At 64.4% G+C, this 20187-nt stretch carries 18 protein-coding genes and 1 pseudogene; 11 read left to right on the top strand and 8 right to left on the bottom strand.

The features are described from left to right. Positions 1-5: 5 nt before the first annotated feature. A complete protein-coding gene (locus LSI54_RS00095) occupies positions 6-809 on the top strand; it encodes an exodeoxyribonuclease III (RefSeq protein WP_241463583.1) in 804 nt (267 codons plus the stop codon). A gap of 410 nt (positions 810-1219) precedes the next feature. On the opposite strand, the gene LSI54_RS00090 is transcribed toward LSI54_RS00095, so the two are convergent. Continuing rightward, the gene (locus LSI54_RS00090) at positions 1220-1846 is read right to left on the bottom strand and encodes a sigma-70 family RNA polymerase sigma factor (protein WP_241463582.1); all 627 of its coding nucleotides are present in this window, start codon (positions 1844-1846) and stop codon (positions 1220-1222) included. 748 nt (positions 1847-2594) lie between these two features. Between LSI54_RS00090 and LSI54_RS00085 the strand changes: the two genes are divergently transcribed. The 4 genes from LSI54_RS00085 (at position 2595) to LSI54_RS00070 (ending at position 9231) form a co-directional block, all read left to right on the top strand. Continuing rightward, positions 2595-6653: a Pls/PosA family non-ribosomal peptide synthetase gene (locus LSI54_RS00085; protein ID WP_241477474.1), complete on the top strand. Its 4059-nt coding sequence runs from the start codon at positions 2595-2597 to the stop codon at positions 6651-6653. A 38-nt stretch (positions 6654-6691) separates the two neighbouring features. Further along, a complete protein-coding gene (dapA, locus tag LSI54_RS00080; protein ID WP_241463580.1) occupies positions 6692-7696 on the top strand; it encodes a 4-hydroxy-tetrahydrodipicolinate synthase in 1005 nt (334 codons plus the stop codon). A 116-nt stretch (positions 7697-7812) separates the two neighbouring features. Then, on the top strand, positions 7813-8916 hold the full coding sequence (locus LSI54_RS00075) for a heparan-alpha-glucosaminide N-acetyltransferase domain-containing protein (protein ID WP_241463579.1): 1104 nt from the start codon (positions 7813-7815) through the stop codon (positions 8914-8916). A 63-nt stretch (positions 8917-8979) separates the two neighbouring features. Beyond that, a complete protein-coding gene (locus LSI54_RS00070) occupies positions 8980-9231 on the top strand; it encodes a hypothetical protein (protein WP_241463578.1) in 252 nt (83 codons plus the stop codon). Positions 9232-9265: 34 nt separating this feature from the next. Here the strand turns inward: LSI54_RS00070 and LSI54_RS13080 are convergent, their stop codons facing one another. After that, a complete protein-coding gene (locus LSI54_RS13080; protein WP_241477473.1) occupies positions 9266-9868 on the bottom strand; it encodes a 4'-phosphopantetheinyl transferase family protein in 603 nt (200 codons plus the stop codon). Positions 9869-10004: 136 nt separating this feature from the next. Between LSI54_RS13080 and LSI54_RS00060 the strand changes: the two genes are divergently transcribed. Further along, complete coding sequence (locus LSI54_RS00060; protein WP_241470329.1) at positions 10005-11306, top strand: M1 family metallopeptidase; 1302 nt, start codon at positions 10005-10007, stop codon at positions 11304-11306. A 182-nt stretch (positions 11307-11488) separates the two neighbouring features. Then, positions 11489-12385, top strand: coding sequence for a hypothetical protein (locus LSI54_RS00055; protein WP_241477472.1), 897 nt, complete (start codon positions 11489-11491; stop codon positions 12383-12385). A 47-nt stretch (positions 12386-12432) separates the two neighbouring features. Here LSI54_RS00055 and LSI54_RS00050 read toward each other — a convergent pair whose 3' ends face one another. Next, positions 12433-13557 carry a helix-turn-helix transcriptional regulator gene (locus LSI54_RS00050; protein WP_241477471.1) on the bottom strand — a complete coding sequence of 375 codons (1125 nt, stop codon included), beginning with the start codon at positions 13555-13557 and terminating at the stop codon, positions 12433-12435. 268 nt (positions 13558-13825) lie between these two features. On the opposite strand from LSI54_RS00050, the gene fdhA reads away from it, so the two are divergent. Beyond that, on the top strand, positions 13826-15043 hold the full coding sequence (fdhA, locus tag LSI54_RS00045; protein ID WP_241477470.1) for a formaldehyde dehydrogenase, glutathione-independent: 1218 nt from the start codon (positions 13826-13828) through the stop codon (positions 15041-15043). Positions 15044-15198: 155 nt separating this feature from the next. Here the strand turns inward: fdhA and LSI54_RS00040 are convergent, their stop codons facing one another. From LSI54_RS00040 to LSI54_RS00020, 5 genes and pseudogenes are all read right to left on the bottom strand, one after another. Beyond that, the gene (locus LSI54_RS00040) at positions 15199-15966 is read right to left on the bottom strand and encodes a GAF and ANTAR domain-containing protein (RefSeq protein WP_241477469.1); all 768 of its coding nucleotides are present in this window, start codon (positions 15964-15966) and stop codon (positions 15199-15201) included. A 6-nt stretch (positions 15967-15972) separates the two neighbouring features. Beyond that, a complete protein-coding gene (locus LSI54_RS00035) occupies positions 15973-16311 on the bottom strand; it encodes a hypothetical protein (protein WP_241463571.1) in 339 nt (112 codons plus the stop codon). After that, positions 16308-17042 carry a GAF and ANTAR domain-containing protein gene (locus LSI54_RS00030; RefSeq protein WP_241463570.1) on the bottom strand — a complete coding sequence of 245 codons (735 nt, stop codon included), beginning with the start codon at positions 17040-17042 and terminating at the stop codon, positions 16308-16310. The genes LSI54_RS00035 and LSI54_RS00030 overlap by 4 nt, the downstream gene beginning before the upstream one ends. A 463-nt stretch (positions 17043-17505) precedes the next feature. After that, positions 17506-17716: pseudogene (locus LSI54_RS00025) on the bottom strand (manganese catalase family protein); the annotation flags it as partial. 93 nt (positions 17717-17809) lie between these two features. After that, the gene (locus LSI54_RS00020) at positions 17810-18259 is read right to left on the bottom strand and encodes a hypothetical protein (RefSeq protein WP_241477468.1); all 450 of its coding nucleotides are present in this window, start codon (positions 18257-18259) and stop codon (positions 17810-17812) included. 495 nt (positions 18260-18754) lie between these two features. Here LSI54_RS00020 and LSI54_RS00015 point away from each other — a divergent pair, with 495 nt between their 5' ends. From LSI54_RS00015 to LSI54_RS00005, 3 genes are all read left to right on the top strand, one after another. Beyond that, a complete protein-coding gene (locus LSI54_RS00015; protein ID WP_241477467.1) occupies positions 18755-19156 on the top strand; it encodes a hypothetical protein in 402 nt (133 codons plus the stop codon). A gap of 51 nt (positions 19157-19207) precedes the next feature. Continuing rightward, a complete protein-coding gene (locus tag LSI54_RS00010; RefSeq protein ID WP_241463567.1) occupies positions 19208-19762 on the top strand; it encodes a hypothetical protein in 555 nt (184 codons plus the stop codon). A 71-nt stretch (positions 19763-19833) separates the two neighbouring features. After that, positions 19834-20187, top strand: a 354-nt coding sequence (locus LSI54_RS00005; protein ID WP_241477466.1) for a hypothetical protein, incomplete at its 3' end; no start/stop codon positions are given.

Here is a 20187-nt window from a genome sequence, read left to right as displayed (position 1 = left end):
GGGCCATGCGGATTGCGACATGGAATGTGAACTCGATGCGAGCTCGAGCCGACCGGGTCGAGGCCTGGCTGGATCGATCAGAGGTGGACGTCCTGGCGATCCAGGAGACCAAGTGCAAGGACGAGAACTTCCCCTGGGAGCTCTTCGAGGCCAACGGCTACGACGTCGCCCACTTCGGACTCAGCCAGTGGAACGGCGTCGCCATCGCCTCCCGGGTCGGCATGAAGGACGTGGAGCGGACCTTCCAGGACCAGCCGGTCTTCGGCAAGGGCGGCAAGGACCCGATCCAGGAAGCCCGCGCCATCGCCGCCACCTGTGGCGGAGTGCGCATCTGGAGCCTCTACGTGCCCAACGGGCGCTCCCTGGAGGACGAGCACATGAGCTATAAGCTGGCCTGGCTGCGACAGCTCAACGAGCACGCCGAGTCCTGGCTGGGCGAGGACCCCAAGGCCCAGATCGCGCTGATGGGAGACTTCAACATCGCCCCGCAGGACGAGGATGTCTGGGACATCGACTTCTTCCGCGAGCAGGGCCTGACCCACGTCTCCGCCCCCGAGCGCGAGGCGTTCCAGGGGTTCCTGGACAGCGGCTACACCGAGGTCGTGCGGCCGCACACCCCAGGCCCCGGGGTCTACACCTACTGGGACTACACCAAGCTGCGCTTCCCGAAGAAGGAAGGCATGCGCATCGACTTCGTGCTCGGCTCACCCGCCCTGACCGAGCGTGTCACCTCTGCCTCGATCGACCGCGAGGAGCGCAAGGGCAAGGGCGCCTCCGACCACGCCCCCGTGGTGGTCGAGCTGAACTGACGCGGTACCGCTAGACCTGCTTGGACGACGACGGCGCCTGATCCCCCACGTGGAGGATCGGGCGCAGAGACCTTGAGCCGACGATCATCATCTACGCAGGTCAGCCTGGTATCTCGGGTTGCTCAACAGCCTTCGCATCACGCCGCCATCGGCCATGAAACACGAGGCTGGCGTCAGCCATGCATCAGGACGGCGAGTACGACCTCGACCGTCCATCTTCGCCGTCTGAATCTCGGTCAGCTTCGAAGGTTGATCTGCGGATCCGTTCCTCAAGGCCTGGAGGTGGGGCCTCCTCCTGCCAGGTCACGTTCGCCGCATCAAGACGAGCGGCCGTTGCGCGAAGCTCCGCGAGCTCCACGTCGATCGACGGGTCTGCCGCCCGGGCCTGGTCGAACTCCTGCCACTCAGCGTCACTGAGATCGCCCGTCAGCGCCCCGGCGATAAGCTCCTCCCGCCGCGAAGGAATCTCCCCCATCGTGAGCATTCCCCCCCAGTGCCGTCCGCAGTGATCTGAGCCCGTAGTACATCCGCGTCCGTAAGGTCGCGACCGGAACCCCCGTCTGTTCCGAAAGCTCTTGATAGCCTACGCCGTCCAGTTGAACAGCGGCAATGACCTCCCGGTGCTCGAAGGTGAGGGTGGCCAGGGACTCATACAGGACGAGCCGCTCCACGATGAGCAGGTCTTCCGTCACCGGCTCGCTCGCCCATTCGATCTTCTCCGCGTCCGAGGGCGCCGGGCGCCGGGCGCGCGCCCGGAGGCAGTCGATGACGAGGTTCCGCACGATGGCGAACAGCCAGGTCCGCACCGAGCCGCGCGAGCTGCTGTATCGCTCTCGGTTCCGCCAGGCTCGGATGAACGCTTCCTGCACGCAGTCCTCCGCCTCGGCTCGGTCACCCAGCGCGTTGAGGGCGAAGGAGAAGAGGGCTCCTCCGTGTTCGGCAAAGGCTTCCCGTACATCGAAGGGCTTGTCATCCTCGGGGTCCATCGAAGACACCCCCTCGCGAGCCAGGGCTCCGGAATACGGATGAGCTGCCATCGAATGAAAAGGTCCGCGTGATGAGCTGGCGACGTCCAGATGGAGGTGCGATGCTCACGCCTGACTCAAACACCCTCACCAGCGCCGAAGGCCGCTGTACCAGAGGGGTCAGCGAGGGCGAATCAGGCTCACGAGGGGGCTGCGCCGTGGTGGACACCATCTTCCCAGCGGTGCTGCGTGGAACGGTTGGGGAGATAGGCATAAGAACTCACCTTCCTGGTCCCCGAGCGCGTCCGGTGCAAGGAAGTGACCCGGGGACGGTCCTTAAGTACTGAAGCCTCTAGCAGAATAGCCGGGGAGTCCTGGTTTCCACAAGATGTGGTTGAACTCACATTGTCGGCAGAGCGTCTCGTGCGCCCCGCCTGCTCCCCTGCCCCCCCCCCCCCTGCGCCGCGGGTGAGGAGCTTGATTGCCCTTCTACAGAACGCTGGCATTCGCATCACATCGGCGTTCCGGACGCGATCCGCACATGAACCGGGGCGCGCGCTCTGAGCAACGGGCCACTGTCGAGCTGCACCCTTCGCCGTGCGCCGTGACCCAAGACGTCGTCAGCCCTGTCCGCCAATTTGACCCTGTGGGCACGACCTCCCCCTGCATCCATGTACGCAGTCTTTTTGAAACTTCATTGAACGCTGCGACGGATGCTCCCGTATCCCTATTCACAACCGTTCCGCCATACGGACCGGAAACCATCGGTCGCGCCCTGATACCGAAGAGACGCTGACATTTCCATCCGAAAAGGTGATTCATGGTTCTATACGAAGGCTCGCCGAAGGCCCTCCCCTCGCTGGCCCCGGACCTTGCACTCAAGACTTCCTCTGTCCCAGTCCGCCGAGAAGAGACACCCCATGAGGTCTTGGCACTGACCGCTCCGGCAGGCTCCTCCAAGTACAGAGGCAATTTCGCGCCGTCGACCGCCGTGTACTCCGGCGGGACTGTGCCCGCTCCGCGCACCCTGTTGGACATCTTCTTCCACACCGTGGACAACTGTCCCGATGCAATCGCAATCGACGACGGTGTCGTCGCGCTGACCTACATGGATCTTCTGGGCCGCATCGAATCGGTGGCGCTGACCATGAGGGAATCCGGCATCGGCACGGGTGACCGCGTAGGCATCCGGGTGCCGTCAGGAACTGCGGACCTCTACATCGCCATTCTTGCGGCCCTCATCCGCGGCGCCGCCTACGTTCCGGTGGACCACGACGAACCAGAGGACCGCGCCAGGCTGGTGTGGACAGAGGCCGACGTCACCGCCGTGGTGGAATCCGGGCTGAATGTTCGCCTCAGGCCCGAGTCACCCCCGCGTGGAGCGGATCGTCCTCCCACCGGCGATGACGATGCCTGGATCATCTTCACCTCCGGCTCCACCGGCAAGCCCAAGGGCGTCGCCATCTCGCACCGCTCGGCGGCGGCGTTCGTGGATGCCGAGGCCTCTGTGTACTGCGTCGATTCACCGCTTGGACCCGGGGATCGAGTACTGGGAGGACTTTCCGTCAGCTTCGACGCCTCCTGCGAGGAGATGTGGCTGGCCTGGCGCTACGGAGCCTGCCTGGTGCCTGCACCACGCGACGTCGTCCGCTCCGGCGAAGACCTCGGTCCCTGGCTGACTGAACGCGGCATCACTGTCGTATCGACCGTTCCGACGCTGGCTGCGCTGTGGCCGGCGAAGTTCCTGAAAGACATCCGACTTCTGATCTTTGGAGGCGAGGCCTGCCCTCCGGAGCTTGTGGCTCGCCTGGCCACCTCCGGCCGGGAGGTGTGGAACACCTACGGCCCAACCGAGGCCACCGTGGTCTCCACCGCCGCTCTGGTCAACGAGTCCATGCCGGTACGCATCGGCCTCCCCCTTCCGGGTTGGCAGCTGGCCGTGGTGGATGCCGAGGATCAGCCTGTCGCCTGGGGCGAAGTCGGAGAACTGGTGATCAGCGGGGTCGGGCTGGGACGCTACCTGGACCCGCAGAAGGATGCCGAGAAGTACGCTCCGATGACGACGCTCGGCTGGCCTCGGGCCTACCGCAGCGGCGATCTGGTCCGAGCCGAGATCGAGGGGCTGATGTTCGTGGGCAGGTCTGATGATCAGGTCAAGCTTGCAGGTCAGCGTGTCGAGCTGGGCGAGGTTGATGAGGCCCTCAGTCACCTGCCGAACGTTGCCGCGGGTGCCAGCGCGGTGCAGAGCAGCCCGGACGGCAATGGCATCCTCGCGGGATACCTTGTGCCGGCAGCGGGCCGGACCATCGACCTTGTCGAGGCCCGCGCCCAGCTCAGCGAGCAGCTGCCAGGGCGGCTCATCCCCGCACTCGCAGTGATCGATGAACTGCCGGTGAAGACCTCCGGCAAGGTCGATCGCAAGGCGCTGCCCTGGCCCCTGCCCACCGACCCGAGCGCAGCAGCCGCAGCCACCGCGCTGCACACCGACTTCGTCTGGCTGGCAGAGAAGTGGACCAGCCTGCTGGGACCGGTCCCGCTGAGCGCGGACAGCGACTTCTTCGCCATGGGCGGATCGAGCCTGACCGCAGCACAGCTCGTCTCGACGCTGCGCAAGCGCTACCCGGACGTCTCTATCGCTGACCTCTACGCTCATCCCACACTTTCCGCGATGTCCTCACACCTTCGACAGCTGGATCCGGCAAGCGCCGTGGAACGCACGACTCGTCCCACGCCACGATGGACCGGCTTCCTGCAGATGCCGCTGATCGCGGGCCTCTACAGCATCACTGGCCTTCGCTACGTGACCGGCATCGCGATCGTCTGCCTGGTGCTCTTCCAGATCGGTGAAACACCCTGGGTCCCGAACCCGCCGCTGGTGCCGACACTGATCGCCTGGCTGGTCCTGTTCAGCCTGCCCGCCAGGGCGGTGGCCGCGATCGGCTCTGCCCGCTTGCTGCTTTTCAAGGTCAGACCGGGCATCTACCCGCGAGGCGGGCAGATACACGTCCGTCTCTGGGCCGCGGAACGGATCATGACCTTCTGCCAGTTGGACGGGCTGATGGGGACTCCTTTCGCCCCGGCACTTGCCCGCGCCATGGGTTCCGGGGTCGGCAAGGACGTCCACCTGGACGCGCTCCCGCCGGTCACCGGCCTCGCCGCGATTGAGTCCGGCGCCTCCATCGAACACGACGTCGACCTTGCCGGCCACTGGCTGGAGGGCGACGAGCTGCACATCGGCGTGGTCCGAATCGGCCAGGACGCCCGCGTGGGCACCAGGTCGACCCTGCTCGGCGGGGCAGTGATCGGTGACAACGCAGAGATCGCCCCCGCCAGCGTGGTCACCGGCATGGTCCCGGCGAATGAGCACTGGGCGGGTTCCCCGCTGGAACTGATCGGCGTCTCAGGACAGGACTGGCCGGACACTGAGGAGACCAAGGAGCACCGCTCCCGCGGCATCGATCTGCTGTACCCGCTCGGGCTCGTCCTGCTGGGGCTGCTGGGGCTGCTGGCATCTCTGCCCGGAGCGGCACTCATGCTCTACCTGATCTCAGACTACGAAGCACTGGTCCCTGCGCTGTGGACGCTCGCCGCGTGGACACCGGTGTTCATCATCATCTCGGTGATTGCATACCTCGGCCTGCTGGCGGGCTCCGTCCGGCTGATGGGCCGACTGATGCCTCGCGGCACCTATTCGGTGCACAGTGTTCCCGCGTGGGCCGCCTGGATGTCCGGTCAGCTGATGTCGAAATCGCTGACCAACATGTATCCGCTCTACAGCAGCATGCTCACCCCCGTCTGGCTTCGCCTGCTCGGTGCCCACGTGGGGAAGGACGTCGAGGCGGCCACCGTTGAGGCCATCCCACATCTGACCAGCGTCGGTGACAAGTCCTTCCTGGCCGACCATTCGCTGGCCTCCTCCAAGTACGTTCGTCGCGGCTGGCTGAAACTCGAAAGCGGCAGCGTCGGCCAGAAGGCCTTCCTGGGCAATTCGGCGATCCTCGGTCCGAACCAGAGAATGCCCTCCAACTCACTCGTCGCCGTGCTGTCTTCGGCACCGAAGGACATGCCGCTGAACTCCCTGTGGCTGGGCAACCCTCCGATCGAGCTGCCGCGAGCCGTGGAGGAGGTCGACACATCACTGACCTTCAATCCGCCCCGCAGGCTCAAGGTCGCCCGGGCAACGATCGAACTGTGCCGCATATTGCCGATGTTCATCACCGCATGGCTGGCGCTGGTCACGGTCTGGGTGCTCGCCATGGTGTACACCAACTACGGATTCGGGCTCGCAGTGCTGCTCTCAGGGCCCGTGCTGCTGGCAAGCGGGATCGTCGCCGCGCTGATCGCGGTGACCGCCAAGTGGCTGCTCGTCGGTCGGTTCAAAGCATCCGAACGCCCGTTGTGGAGCTCGTTCGTCTGGCGCAACGAGCTGGCCGACTGCTTCTCCGAAGCCCTCGCCGTGCCGGGGCTCATCCGAATGAGCCTGGGCACCCCGCTGCTGAACCTCTGGCTGCGCGCCATGGGAGCGCGAATCGGTCGAGGAGTCTGGTGCGAAACCTGGTGGCTGCCCGAGTTCGATCTGATCCAGCTCGACAAAGGCGCATCGGTCAATCGCGGGACCGTCCTGCAGACACACCTCTTCCATGACCGCATCATGCGGCTGGATCGGGTCCATCTCGAGGAGGGCTCCTCGCTCGGGGCGAACAGCATCGTGCTCCCCGGCAGCTCCCTGGGGGCGCATGCGATCGTCGGCGCCGGCTCACTGGTGATGCGTTCGGAGAGCATCCCTGCATCAACCACGTGGAACGGCAACCCCATTCGGCGGACCCACGACGCTGCAGACACCCGAAAGTCTTTCGAAACCGCCGAAACGCTCCGTTGAGACGGCACAAGGTTGAGAACCCAGAAGAAGGAGACACAATGGACTCGGCACAAGACTTCAGGTTTCGGATCACACCCCAGTTCGGCACAGTGATGACGGCCATGGTGACACCCTTCGACAAATCCGGGCAGCTGGACTTCGAAGGGGTCAGAGACCTGGCCCGCTGGCTCACCCGTGACGGCTGGAACGACGGACTCGTCGTCAACGGCACCACCGGCGAGTCGATCACCACCACCGACGCCGAGAAGACAGCCATCATCAGGACGGTGTCCGCCGCGGTCGGCGGCACGGCGACAGTGATCGCAGGAGTCGGGGTGGCAGACACCCAGCACAGCATCGAGCTGGCCCAGGCTGCCGCGGCGGCCGGCGCCGATGGACTGATGGTGGTCGCGCCCTATTACTGCCGTCCCGACCAAGCGGGCCTGCTGCGGCATTTCACGGCCATCGCGGACAGCACCTCGCTGCCCGTCATGCTCTATGACATCCCGAAGCGCACCGGCGTTGAGATCCGCCGGGAGACTCTCGTCGCGGCCGCGGAACACCCGCAGATCGTCGCGGTCAAGGATGCCAAGGGTGATCTGGCCTCGAGCTCCTGGGTCATGAGGCACACCGATCTCGCCTACTACTCAGGCGATGATGTGTTGAACCTGCCGCTGCTTTCGATCGGGGCGACGGGTTTCGTCTCAGTAGTCGGGCACGTCGCCGCGGATCTGCTGCGCCACCTGCACCGCTGCCACCAGCAGGGAAGGACGGCACAGGCTGCCGGAATCCACCGCCAGCTGCTCGCCATCTATGAGGGCATGTTCCGCTCGCCCGCAGCCGCTTCGGTCAAGGCGGCGTTGGCGATGCGGGGGCTGCCCGCCGGTCCGGTGCGGATGCCCCTGGTGGAGCTCGACGAAGCGCAGCGGGAGCAGCTGTCTCAGGACCTGACGGCATCCGGCATCCCGGATCGATCGATGCCGAGCCGACCTTTGGTGTCAGCCGAGGCCACGGTGTCGCAGTCCGGTCAGTCGCGACCTGTTCTGAGCCTGCGGCTGCCGTGAAGGGTGTCCTCAGAGCTTCCGTCTCCGGCACCTCGCCGCAGACATCCGCACCCGGGGACACGCGCAGACGTCGTCTGATCGGGGTCGATGCAGCGCGAGGCCTTGCGCTGATCAGCATGATGGCCATCCATATCCTTCCATCCTGGACGGACAACGATGAGCCGACCTTCATCTGGACTGCATTCTCAGGTGTGTCGGCCACGCTCTTCGCCCTGCTGGCAGGCTTGGCTCTGGCATTCATGACGGGCGGCACTCGTCCGCCGCACGGCCCCGCGCTGACCGCCTCCCGGGCGGCGCTGGGCGTCCGGGCGGCGCTGATCGCCGTCCTTGGACTGTTGATCGCCTACGTCGATCCGCCGGCATCCATCATCCTGGTCTACTACGGCGTCATGTTCCTCCTGGCCATCCCGCTGCTCCGGCTCTCCGTCAGGGCACTGGTGGGCGTCGCAGTCGGCATCGCGGTGCTGGGTCCGGTCATGGTCCATCTGACGCAGAACGCCCTGCCGAACCTCGACGGCTACGATCCCACCTTCACCACCCTTCTCACCGAGCCGATCACGTTCGTCAGCGTCGTGCTGTTCACCGGCAGCTTCCCGGTGATCCCGTGGATGGCGTACGTATGCGCAGGTCTGGCTATCGGTCGCCTGGACCTGAGGAACCGGCGCACCGGGCTTCGACTGTTCCTCACCGGCACACTGGTCGCCGTCGGCGCCTGGTTGACCTCATCGCTGCTCCAGGGACCGCTGGGAGGCCGGGAACGGCTGCTCGCGGCGACCCCGTGGTCAGCACGGGAGATGACTGAGTTCCTCACCTGGGGTCCGCCCCCGGACCTTCCGACGACGACATGGTGGTGGCTGACTGTTCTGGCCCCCTATACATCGACGCCGTTCGAGGTGTTCCATTCACTCGGCATCGCGGTGGCGGTGCTCGGAGCCATGCTGCTGATCGCTCGATCGGCGAGGCGGATGTTGCACCCGTTGGCGGCGATCGGAGGCATGACGCTGACGCTGTACTGCGCGCATCTGCTCCTGCTGGCCACCGGATTCCTTGCGGACGCGCCCTGGGTCTCGCTCATCGTCCAGACGATGGCGGCCATCGCGTTCGCCGTAGTCTGGCTGCACTTCAAGGGGCCGGGCCCGCTGGAGCGGGGGGTCTCGACGGCCGCCCGGATCGTGCGGGGCCGGGTCGAGACTCGGCTGCGGGGAAGGACACCGGGGTAGCGATGCGGAGACGCCTGCAGTTCTCGGTCCACTAGACTGTCTCCGAGAATCAGGCGTTGCCATATGCGCACGCCTTCTTGTCTTTTGTTTTCCACGGTGCTGGAGGGGTACGTGCGCAGTAACCGGGACGAGGCGGGCAAATCCTTGTACGACGAACGAAGGAAGATGCTTGCCGGTCTGATGATGTCGGAGGCTGAGCCATGGGAAGATCTGCCCGAGGACGTGAAGGAACGATGGCGGCGCAAGTGCGACAGCGCCGGAACGCCCGGTGACGCCGCCGAGCCCGGGCGGTCCTCCGAGGGCCGACGCAGGTAGCATCGTCGGATCGGGCCGTCTTCCGCCCGAGGATTCACCGGCGCGGGCGCCTGACCGGACCTGTGTTCTGGGCCAGAGCCAGCATCACGGGCCCAGAGTCCCCGACGTCGTCCCGGGTGGGCAGGTCGGTCAACGTCACCAGGGCGTGGCTGAGACACGCGGGGGCTTCCCAGGGCTCGTTCAGCACCACGGCAGTGGGCGGCATGCCGCCGCGGCTGGTGTCGAAGCCCGTATGCAACGACTTCAGCACCGCCTCCTTGCGCACCCAGGTTCGCAACAGCCAGGACAGTCGCTGCGCCTCAGCGACACGTCCGGTCGCGAGGAACCACCGGATCTCCTCCGGCGCCAGCACCACCTCCGCAAAACGGCGTGGCTCTGTCGCCGAAGCCAGAAATGGCCTCACCGCCTCGATGTCGATCCCCAAGGAGAACTTCTCACTTGGACCGGCACAGGCCGCCGCGACATATCCCTGCGAGCGGGACCTGGAGACCTCTATCCGCTGCCCCTCGATCCTGGCCTCCGGTGCTCCACGCTTGCGCGGCAGTTCCACCCGTGCCGGCTCGACACCATAGGTTTCGGCAACCAGGGCGCGGACGACCGAGTCCACCTCGCTGCCGAAACGATACGTCCACTCCACCGAACCACCTCCCGAAACCCTGACTCGCGGTGAACACTGAACCTGATCGAATCAGCTCATTCTCACACCGTTTCACTGCGCACGAGGGTCGCGAACCGAAATCGGACGATCTTGCAGAAGGACGTGTGTTTCTCCCATGAGCCAGCTCGATTCCTATACTCCGACCTCTGGATCGACGGATCTCCAGATCGACCACTACGACCTCGATCTGGACTACGAGATCCGGCCGAACCGACTCACCGGCCGAGCAGTGCTCCACGGCCGGGTGCTCGCCGAGGCGTCCACCATCGAACTTGATCTGTGCGGGCTGAAGGTCAGCCAGGTGCTGCTCAACGACACCAAGACCCGGTTCAAGCAGACTCGCACCAAGCTGGTGCTGCACTCACACTTCGCCGCGGATGAGCCGATCATCATCGACGTGCGCTATGCCGGAAAACCCCGACCACAGCGCGGCACCTGGGGCGACGTCGGCTGGGAGGAGCTCTCCGACGGCGTGCTGGTGGCAGGCCAGCCGAATGGAGCGGCCACCTGGTTTCCGTGCAACGACCACCCCAGCCACAAGGCCACCTACCGCTGCACAGTTCTGGTCGATTCGGACTACACGGCGATCAGCAACGGCGAGCTGCTGGAGGTGACCCGTCATGGCAGCCGGACGGCATGGACCTGGGAATCCGCACACCCGCTGGCCACCTACCTCGCGACGGTGCAGATCGGCGCGTATCGACGCGACCGGATCTCACCCGCCGGACACGCGCCCGCACGAGTTCCCCTGTGGCTGGCCTGCGGGGATCATCTGTGGAAGCAGGCGCAGGACTCTCTGGGCAAGCAGCACGCGATGATGACGGTCTTCGATCGGCGTTTCGGGGAATACCCCTTCGGCTCCTACACGGTCGTCGTGACCGACGAGGCGCTGGAGATGCCGCTGGAATCCCAGCCGCTGTCGATACTCGGCTCGAATCATCTCAGGCCTGGTTGGAGCAGGGAGCGCCTGGTCGCCCACGAGCTCGCTCACCAATGGTTCGGCAATTCGGTGACCCCGCATCGATGGGCTGACATCTGGCTCAACGAAGGCTTCGCGACCTACGCGGAGTGGCTGTGGTCGGAGGACTCCGGCCAGCGCGGCATCGACACCCACGCACGCGAAGCGCACGATCGACTGGCGACCCTGCCGCAGAACATCGTGCTCACCGATCCCGGCGGCCCGGGCATGTTCGACGACCGTGTCTACATGCGCGGTGCGCTCACGCTGCACGCCCTGCGTTCCCTCACGGGGGACGACGTGTTCTTCCGGGTGCTGCGCTCATGGACGGCAGAGAACCGATACCGCACGGTGTCCACCGCTGGTTTTCTCGACCACGCCGAGCGAGTCTCAGGCCAGCCGATACGGTCACTGCTGCACGCCTGGCTGTTCGAACCGCGACTCCCCCGCCTGCCCTGAGCAGCGCTTCCATCAGTGGACACCGGGTTCCTCACGCATTTGCGCTCAACTGCGGCCCCGTATCTCATACACTCTTCGCAGAAGCCACTCATGCCGATGCACGAACCCCATCAGATCCACCGTCCGGCGTCTCCGAAGAACCCTCGGAGCCGACGCCCGGTGCAACCACGAGGAATGCAGCTATGACGAAGCGTTGGGCATTGTTGTCCGGAATGGGGGTAGCCGTGCTCGCCGTGCTCGTCGGGTTCTTCATGCTGACCATGCTCTTGGGTGAAGAGGAGGACACGGAGGCCGCTGAGGAGTCCCCTGCCAGATGTGAAGCACACGGGATCGCGCCACCCGACCCGCGGGCGAACCCCGATCCCGTCAGCGGCGGCGAGTCTGGGGATGCAGTGGACTCTGTGCAGCTCGCTCGCGAGTTCACCTCGGGCTATTCGACCAGCAGCTACCACCTTTACACCAGGGGCGTGAATTTCGACGAGCCGGTAGGCGTGGTGGTCAGGCTCCATGGCGACGGCGGGGCCGAACATCAGGACCCCGACGGGCTGCTGAACTGTCTCGCCGCCGTCGCCGCATCGCACAACATGATGTTGCTGGCACCGCTCACCCCGGATGCGCAAGGCGAAGTGACCTGGTGGAACGACATCTCGACGAACCTTCCCTGGCTGCGTGATCTGCTCAACGAACGCGTGCTGGAACCCTACGCCGTCGACGCCGGGCGCGTCTGGTGGATGGGGTACTCGGGGGGTGCCGAGATGATCACCTATGGCGTGCTCCCCCGGACCCCTGAAGCTGTGACCGGGGGCGCCGTGATGATCGGCGGCGGAGGAGCTCCACAGGCCGCCGTCGCAGAACCCACATCGGCGCAGCGGGAGTCCCTTGAACTGCTCTGGGTGACGGGCACCTTGGATGACGGCACTGTCGCCTACGCACCGTTCGACGCAGTGACGGCCGCCCAGAAAGGCTCAGCCTGGTATCGCCAACAGGGGTTCGAGCAGGTGCGGGCCGAGTATCCGGAGGGAGAGGACCACTTCTCGCTGCCCCAGGCGCAGATCCTCGATGAGGCGCTGGCGGAATAGTCCAAGGCGAAATCTCGAACGAGCGAACTCCTCGATCTATGGGTTCCTCAGGCCCGTTGCTCAGCCAGGAGCGCGGCGATGGCCTCCGCGCGGGAGTCGGCCTTCAGCGTGTGCAGGATCCGGGAGATGTGAAACTTCACCGTGTTCTCGCTGATCCCCAGCTCATCAGCGATGGCACGATTCCTGCTTCCTGACGCCAGAAGGTTCGCTACTTGCATCTCCCGTGGCCGGAGACCGGCGATCGCTGCCGTGGACGGCAGAACCGGGGGAGGATCCAGCGGAAGGACCACCTTGAGCTCTGCACCCCAACCTGATGTCGAATTCACCGAAATCTGCCCCCTGAGTGCATGGACGCGCTGCTGAGCAATCTGCAGCAAGGTATCTGCATCGGCGGTCCCACCATCGCCATCATCGCGAACATTGACGATGAGATCGGTGCCGTCGCAGTCCCACTGCACGCGCACACGGCTGATCTCAGAACTCTCCATCCGGCTGAGAATGACTCGGTGGACCACGGCCCTGGCTCCACGAGCGATGTCATCGGAGACCAGGTGGTCACCCTCAGGCGGTTCTATGAACTCGAGTTCAACGTGCCAGTAGCGCGCGGCGGACCAAAGTTCTTCTTTCAGACGCGCGAAGGACCTGGCCACCGGCTCCTCTGCTACGGTGCGTGCCTGCCCGGTCATGGTGTGAAGTCGAGTCAGTCCTGCGGCGGATCGGGCAATGGCAGCGTCTCGCGCTGAGGCATCAGAAAGCTGTCCTGATCTGAGCGGAACAAGGATGCTGTCCAGAATCGCCGAGTACTCGTCTCTGATCTCGCTCAGCGCCTGGAGACGGACCCCCGCAGTCGACCGTGCATGGCGGAGATAGTCCGGCGCGGCTTCGTCTGCGCGCTCCTGCACGTGCAGCGAGACGATGTTCCAGATGTCCAGCAGTCGCTCGACATCAGACACCGGGCCTGGATCAGTGATGACCAAGAGCGCACCGTTGCGGGCCAGAACCTGCAGTGTCGAGCGCTCATCATCCCCGACCCGCAGCGTGGTCTGGTGGACGCCCTCGACACTGCCGATCGTTCTCCGGATCTGATCAAGGTCCAGTCCACGCACACCGCGGTGAACAGCCGGATCGCCAGAATACTGAGAACGGCCGCCACTGATGTCGGCGGTGAACATGACCAATGCTGAGTGCGACACCAGCGGGCCCAGCAGCTCAGAGAGCCCGCGAGCGATCGAGCCGAGCGGCGAGCCGAGAACTTCGAAGAGCCGGTGGAGCAGATCGTCGGAAAATGTGACGCGTTCCATATTCCGAATACTACTGATGTGACCTACCCGAAGGTAGAGGTGTAACCAACCTCAAGGGTCATTGAGAAGACTCACGCCCAAATAGAGACTTGATGCATGTGGCGGAACCCACCCGCCATGGTCCAACGAGAGGATAGCAATGTCTGCAAACAGTGCAATCGCGTATAAGAGTCCGGGTGTGGTGGAGGTCGTAGATACTCCTTATCCCGAGTTCGAGCTCAAGGACGGGCCAGGCGTCAATCCCGCCAACGTCGGACGTAAAGTTCCGCACGGCGCCATCCTCCGGACAGTGGCCACGAATATCTGTGGCTCCGACCAGCACATGGTGCGAGGCCGGACCACCGCCCCCGCGGGGCTCGTTCTCGGACATGAGATCACCGGTGAAGTGGTGGAGGTAGGCCCTGATGTTGAATTCATCAAGGTCGGTGACATCGTCTCAGTGCCGTTCAACATCTCCTGTGGGCGGTGCCGCAACTGCAAGGAACGCAAGACCGGAATCTGTCTCAATGTGAATCCAGACCGCCCTGGCAGCGCCTACGGATACGTGGACATGGGAGGGTGGGTCGGAGGGCAGGCGGAGTACGTGCTGACGCCCTATGCCGATTGGAACCTGCTGAAATTCCCAGACCGGGACCAGGCATTGGAGAAGATCCTTGATCTGACCATGCTCTCGGACATCTTTCCGACCGGCTTCCACGGCGCCTACTCTGCCGGTGTCGGACCCGGATCTACCGTGTACATCGCCGGTGCTGGCCCCGTCGGACTGGCCGCTGCCGTCGGTGCACAGCTGCTGGGCGCAGGTGCGGTGATAGTCGGTGACCTCAATGAGGAGCGATTGGCTCAAGCCCGTTCCTTCGGGTGCGAAACCGTCGATGTCTCCAAGGGCGATCCCCGCGACCAGATCGAGCAGATCCTCGGGGTGCCGGAGGTCGAGTGCGGCGTTGACGCAGTCGGCTTCGAGGCCCGTGGACACGGCGCTGGTTCAGCACAGGAGGCACCTGCAACCGTCTTGAACTCGCTGATGGACCTCACCGAAGCGGGCGGCGCGCTCGGAATTCCCGGCCTTTACGTCACCGGAGATCCAGGCGGAGTCGACGAGGCAGCCCAAGTAGGATCCCTCTCGATCCGTCTGGGATTGGGCTGGGCCAAGTCCCTGTCCTTCGCCACCGGTCAGTGCCCGGTGATGAAGTACAACCGTCACCTCATGCAGGCGATCCTTCAAGAGAAGGTGCAGATCGCCAAGGCCGTCAGCGCCACTGCGATACCACTTGATGAGGCGCCGGCTGCATACGCAGAGTTCGACGCAGGCGCGGCGAAGAAGTTCGTGCTCAATCCCAACGGCTACATCAAGAACTGATTCGCTTCAGGGGTGACCCCTGCCGTTCAAAGGAGAACGACGGAACCCCCTGGCGAATACCGCGTCCAGCGACTCCGGGATGTCGATCTCTCGACATCCCGGAGCGCAGCCGGCGTCAAGCAGGCGAGTCGACGCTCCCCATCTTGCGCTTCCGCTCAGGTCTTGCCGCCGGTAAGTTCTCCGCTGTTGACCAGGTCTTCGGCAAGGACCTGCAGCTTCTTGTTGGTGTGCTGACTGGCCTTGGCCAGCAGCAGAAAGGCCTGATGTCCAGTGATCTTGTAGCGCTCCATCAGGATTCCCTTGGCCTGTCCGATCACGTCCCGGCTCTGCACCGCCTCGTGGAGCTGGCTGACCTGCTGGGCGTCGGCGAGGGCAACCGCGGCATGTGAGGCGACGATCAGCCCGACATGCTCAGAGTCATCGTCGAACGCGTCGACCTGACTGGAGTAGAGGTTCAGCGCACCCAGGTTGTCTCCCACCACGAAGAGCTGGAAGGCCAACATGCTGCCCACTCCGGCTTCGGTCGCCTTCTCAGCAAAGCTGGGCCACCGCGCCTCGGTCGCCATCTCCCGCACGCGGATGGTTCGTTCCGAGTAGATCGCCTCGAGGCAAGGACCTTCGGTCAATTCCACCTGCAGATCGTCCAATCGTCTGAGCAGCTCGCTGGAGGGAGCCACCGTCTCGACCTCCTTGCGCCCGGTGACGATGCTCAGAGAGGCCTCTTCGACGCCGGGGATGAGTTCGATGGCGGCGGCCACCACGAGCTCGAGAACGGCCTCCGGACTCTCCTGGTTGAGGGATCGGGCCAGATCGCCGAGCTGTGAGGCCAGCTGATGCGCCCCGGCAGAGCTTCCTTGGTCGTGCGCGGAAGGTTGTCCCTGTTCTGTGTTCGCCTGCGTCCGGATTTCTTCTACGCTCTGCATGATGTTTTACCCCTGAAGTTCTTTCGTCGGCGGGCCGCCGTCGTCCGTGTCATCGCTGTATGACGCCCGGGGCGGCGGCGGGAGCATGTCGATCATCTCGTTCACGGCCTGGGCCAAGATGTCCTGCTGAAGATCAGGCAACGAGTACGAGGCGTTGATGTAGGCATCGAGCTCGTACTCACCGGCCGTGCCGCCCATGCTGAAGTAGTGCAGCCACAGCCCTTTCAGTGGAAGCGCCGAATGGCGCACCGCCCGGCCAAGGATTCGGCGCTGCGACTCCCCCGAACCACCGGAGGGCAGGTCGCCCTCAGGCCGTGAAGGCTTCGGTGGATTGGGATCCTTCACAACTGATTACCGCCCTGGCGCTGGCCGTCTGCGATGATGTGTTCGGCGACCTCCAGCACAGTGATGCGTTCGGCGCGGGCGACCTGAATCAGGCGCAGGGTCGCGGCTTCCTCGTCGAACCCGGATTGGGCCATGAGGATGCCTTTGCCGATATTGATCATGTCGCGCCGGCCCATGGCGTTCCGCAAGGATCCGCTGAGCTTCACCGGAAGGTCCTTGGTCTGCACATGAGACAAGAGCGCAGCGGCCGGAACGGCGAACATCGTCAACAGCCGTTCGGTCTCCGAGGTGAAGGCGGAGTCCGCGGCGGAGTAGACCTTCATGGCGCCGACGGCGATCTCCTGATGCTGCAGCGGCGCGCTGAGCACGGACCGAATTGGCAGCCCGACGACGGCCGCGGACCAGTCAGGCCAGCGGGGATCGGACTGGACGTCTTGGACGTTGACAACCATGCGCGATGCCCAAGCACTCAGGCAGGGGCCCTCCCCTGTCACGTATTGGAGATCATCGGCCTCGCGGACCACCCGGTCAGTGCTGCCGGCGCTCTCCTTGCTCCCTGCATCGCTGATCAACGTCACACCGGCGCCGATCGCGCCCGGAACAGTGCTTTTCGCCGCCTGGGCGAGGAGTTCAACCGCGCGTTCGACGGTTTCTTCACTGAGCAACATGCCATTGACGCGGGCGAACACCAGCGACAATTCGTCCAGTGGCAGTTCGGTTGGCATCATCATCTCCCTGTGGCGGCACCGGTGACGCGCGCAGAACGCAACACCGACAAGATTTGATCCAGTCCCCGGCTCGAAGAGAGCTTCACACGTGAGCGTGGAGTCCTGCTCACGGGTGGATGCGGGAATGGCACGGAACTCACCGGACGCACCTGACCTGCGGTCATTGTTGCGCCACTGTGAAATCGATCCGGCTGCTCTGCGCCCTGTCCTGCAACCACTCGACGGCCCTCCTCCGTGAGGGCAACCATACGCCTTCAACCTGTGCGGTCCGCACAAGGCGGGGCCCCACCCATGGCGCGATCCCGCCTCGCGTGAGCAGGTCGTGGCTACTCCTTCCTCAGCTTGCCCTGCCCCCGCACCGGCCGTCTTCTCCACGATGTTCGGCACCTCGGTGGCGGGGTCTCCACATAGCTGAACTCACCGAGTCCGTCCGGGCTGGGTCCCGAGGCCCACGAACCGTCAGCCGTAGCAGGTCCCGGTACTTTCCGGGAATGCGGGCGTTTCATGCCTGGAAGGCTGTACTGCATGGCCACGGTGATCTCTCCGTACTGACCACCTATGACTTCCTGGAGTTTGCGGGCGTAGACGGCGTCTGGCTTCTCGGGCGTTGCGTAGTACGCAGAGCTTGTTCTGCAGAACCATGAGGTTTCTTCTGGCTGGTCCGGATACCTGAACATGTTCCCAATGACGGGCAGTATGCGCCATGGACCACCTGGCAGCCCCTGGGCTGCGGGTCTCATGTCAGCAGCTACGGAATGCTTCTTGCTTACTCAAACGGGGTGAAGGTCCTCTTGACTGCGCAGAACAGCACTCTTCGATGAACGCCAGCGAAGGAACGGGCGCCGTTCGTAGGTGTTCTCAGACCGCGGTTCCGAGCGCGAGCCGGAGTCCCAGTGCGGGTCCCGAGTTCTCATGGCAGCAGACTCATCGGCCACGCACGGCCGCGGAAAACGCGGTGTCGCCAGAGATATCTCTGGAAGACCTTGGGGAACACGGTGGCCAGCGAAGTACATCTCCAACGCCGCCAGCCCCACGGGCTCGATATGCGCCGTGCCCCGCAGGTCGACGATCAGATCCGGAAACGAACGGACGGCCAGCAACTGGTCAAGGACTGCAGACGCTGCCGAGAAGCTTTCCAAGGTCAGGCATCCCACGACCTCCACGATGATCGGTCCAGACAGACCGGAGGCGCTGATGACTACTCGGGAAATGTGCTCCATGGGACACCCTTGTCTGAAGAAACAAGAACCCATCTTCTTGAGCTATGGCCACAGCGTAGCTGACCGATCCATCGCCGCATGCAGCACACAGTTCGCTCTCGCCTCTCTGCCGCTGAGATGAGTTTCCACGCGAGCTGTCTGTGCGAGGTCTTTCGAGTTTCAGTCGCTGCGAACGGTTTGCTTCTGAGGGAATAGCCCGTAGTCTCAGAGCAGAGTTCAAGTAGCGGACTCCTCCTACCGATCTGTTTAGGTAATGATGGAGCACACGCTACGTACCGGTATAGCCGTCGAACTTCTTCCCGGTCCTCTCCCCATCGATCTTGATGGTTGTCTGACCCAGGACCGCATCCAGCTTCCTTCCCGAGGCGACGAGCAAGCTTCGCCGTCTCCGCGCCGGGACGCCCCTTTCGTCGGACATGAGCCGTCCCCGTTCGAGAAGCACGCGGACCATCCCCCGTCGATCCTCCCCACGTCCTCGGACATGGCAGGTGTCTCATGACATTCACCGAGGCAGACGTAGGGCTGGATCCGGGCGCTCCATCGCGAAGCCGCACGGTGATTCCGCTGGTCAGCGGCACCGAACAGAACCTCCGCGACTCCCTTCGCCCGCTGAGCCCGGAGGTCTCGTCATCGACGAGATGTGTGGACTTGATCGAGACCCCCGTTCCATCTCTGCACCCAGAAGACTCCTTCGACGTCGATGTCTCGACGCTCCAGGTTCACGGAGTCCGACCCCTGCTGGTCCGCGACGAGGTAGAACTCATCGGTGTTCTCGAACCCACCACCGTCTTCCCATGGTGCGCACAACACCGGCCGGCGGTCCTGGAAGAGCTAGCCGCTCTGGCCAGCAGAGGAGAAATGCCCGACTGGAACCTCGGCTTGTCCGGCGAGCCGTGACCACCACGATTTCCCTGGTTCAATCCCCCCCCCTACACGAAGGAATTCCCAATGACTCAGAACTCGTACACCCCTGAATCCCGCCCCAACACTCCGGCTGCGAACCGGCCCAAAACCGATCGCACCGATCATGCTCCGGCCCCCAAGCAGCGGCGCGCCGCCGCGACCGGCCTGATCGTCACCGTGGTGGGCGTGCTCCTCTTCAACATCGCGCCGTTCCTGGACTGGGTGACCACCGAAGACTCCGAGTCCTACAGCGGTTATGAGACGGACTCCCTGATTCCGTTCATCGCCTACCTGGGGGTGGGTCTGCTGGTCGCCCTGTTCCTTGCCCGCGGACGTGCTCGACGCGGCCAACACCGCGGTCTGACCTTGGTCTCGATGGCCGTCGGCATCGCAGCTGCTGCGCAGTGCCTGGCCTTCGCCATGGAACCCATGGGAGCGCTGGAACGCGGTGACAACCTCTCCATCGAGCTCGGCGTGTGGCTGGGACTGATCGGCGCAGCCATCTGGGCGATCGGCTCGGGTCTGTTGGCCAAGGAGATCGAGGGCGACGACAACGATCGCACCCATGATCACATCCGCGGCGCCAAAGCTGCACACTGAGGCACCAGATACGCCCAGTCTGAGCCCCACCCCGCTCATCGCCTCGTCGAAGATCACAACGAAAGGCAGTCATGACTGACTCCACCAACACTTCACAGAACCGCCAATTCCCGGAGAGCGCGGGCGACGTCACCCCCCGCTCCGGCATACCCCACGCATCGCGACAGACCACGGATGCGACCGACCAGTTCCGGTCCGGTCCGGCCAGCGCGAGCCGGCCCAGCACTGGCCAGAGCACATCAGACCAGGGCTCATCCGAGCAGGGCAGGTCAGATCAGGCGACGTCAGATCAGGCCAAGTCAGATCAGGCCAAGTCAGATCAGGCCAAGAGTGCGGCCCAGGACGTGGCCGGTGATGCCAAGGACGCCGGCCGGGCCGTGAAGGACACCGCGGCGCAGGAGGCCGCTGGGGTCAAGGACGACGCC

The organism is Nesterenkonia sp. AY15 (assembly GCF_022565855.1).
GTDB lineage: Bacteria > Actinomycetota > Actinomycetes > Actinomycetales > Micrococcaceae > Nesterenkonia.
Note: the sequence above shows the minus strand (reverse complement) of the source record. Positions and strands in the feature narration are given on the sequence as shown.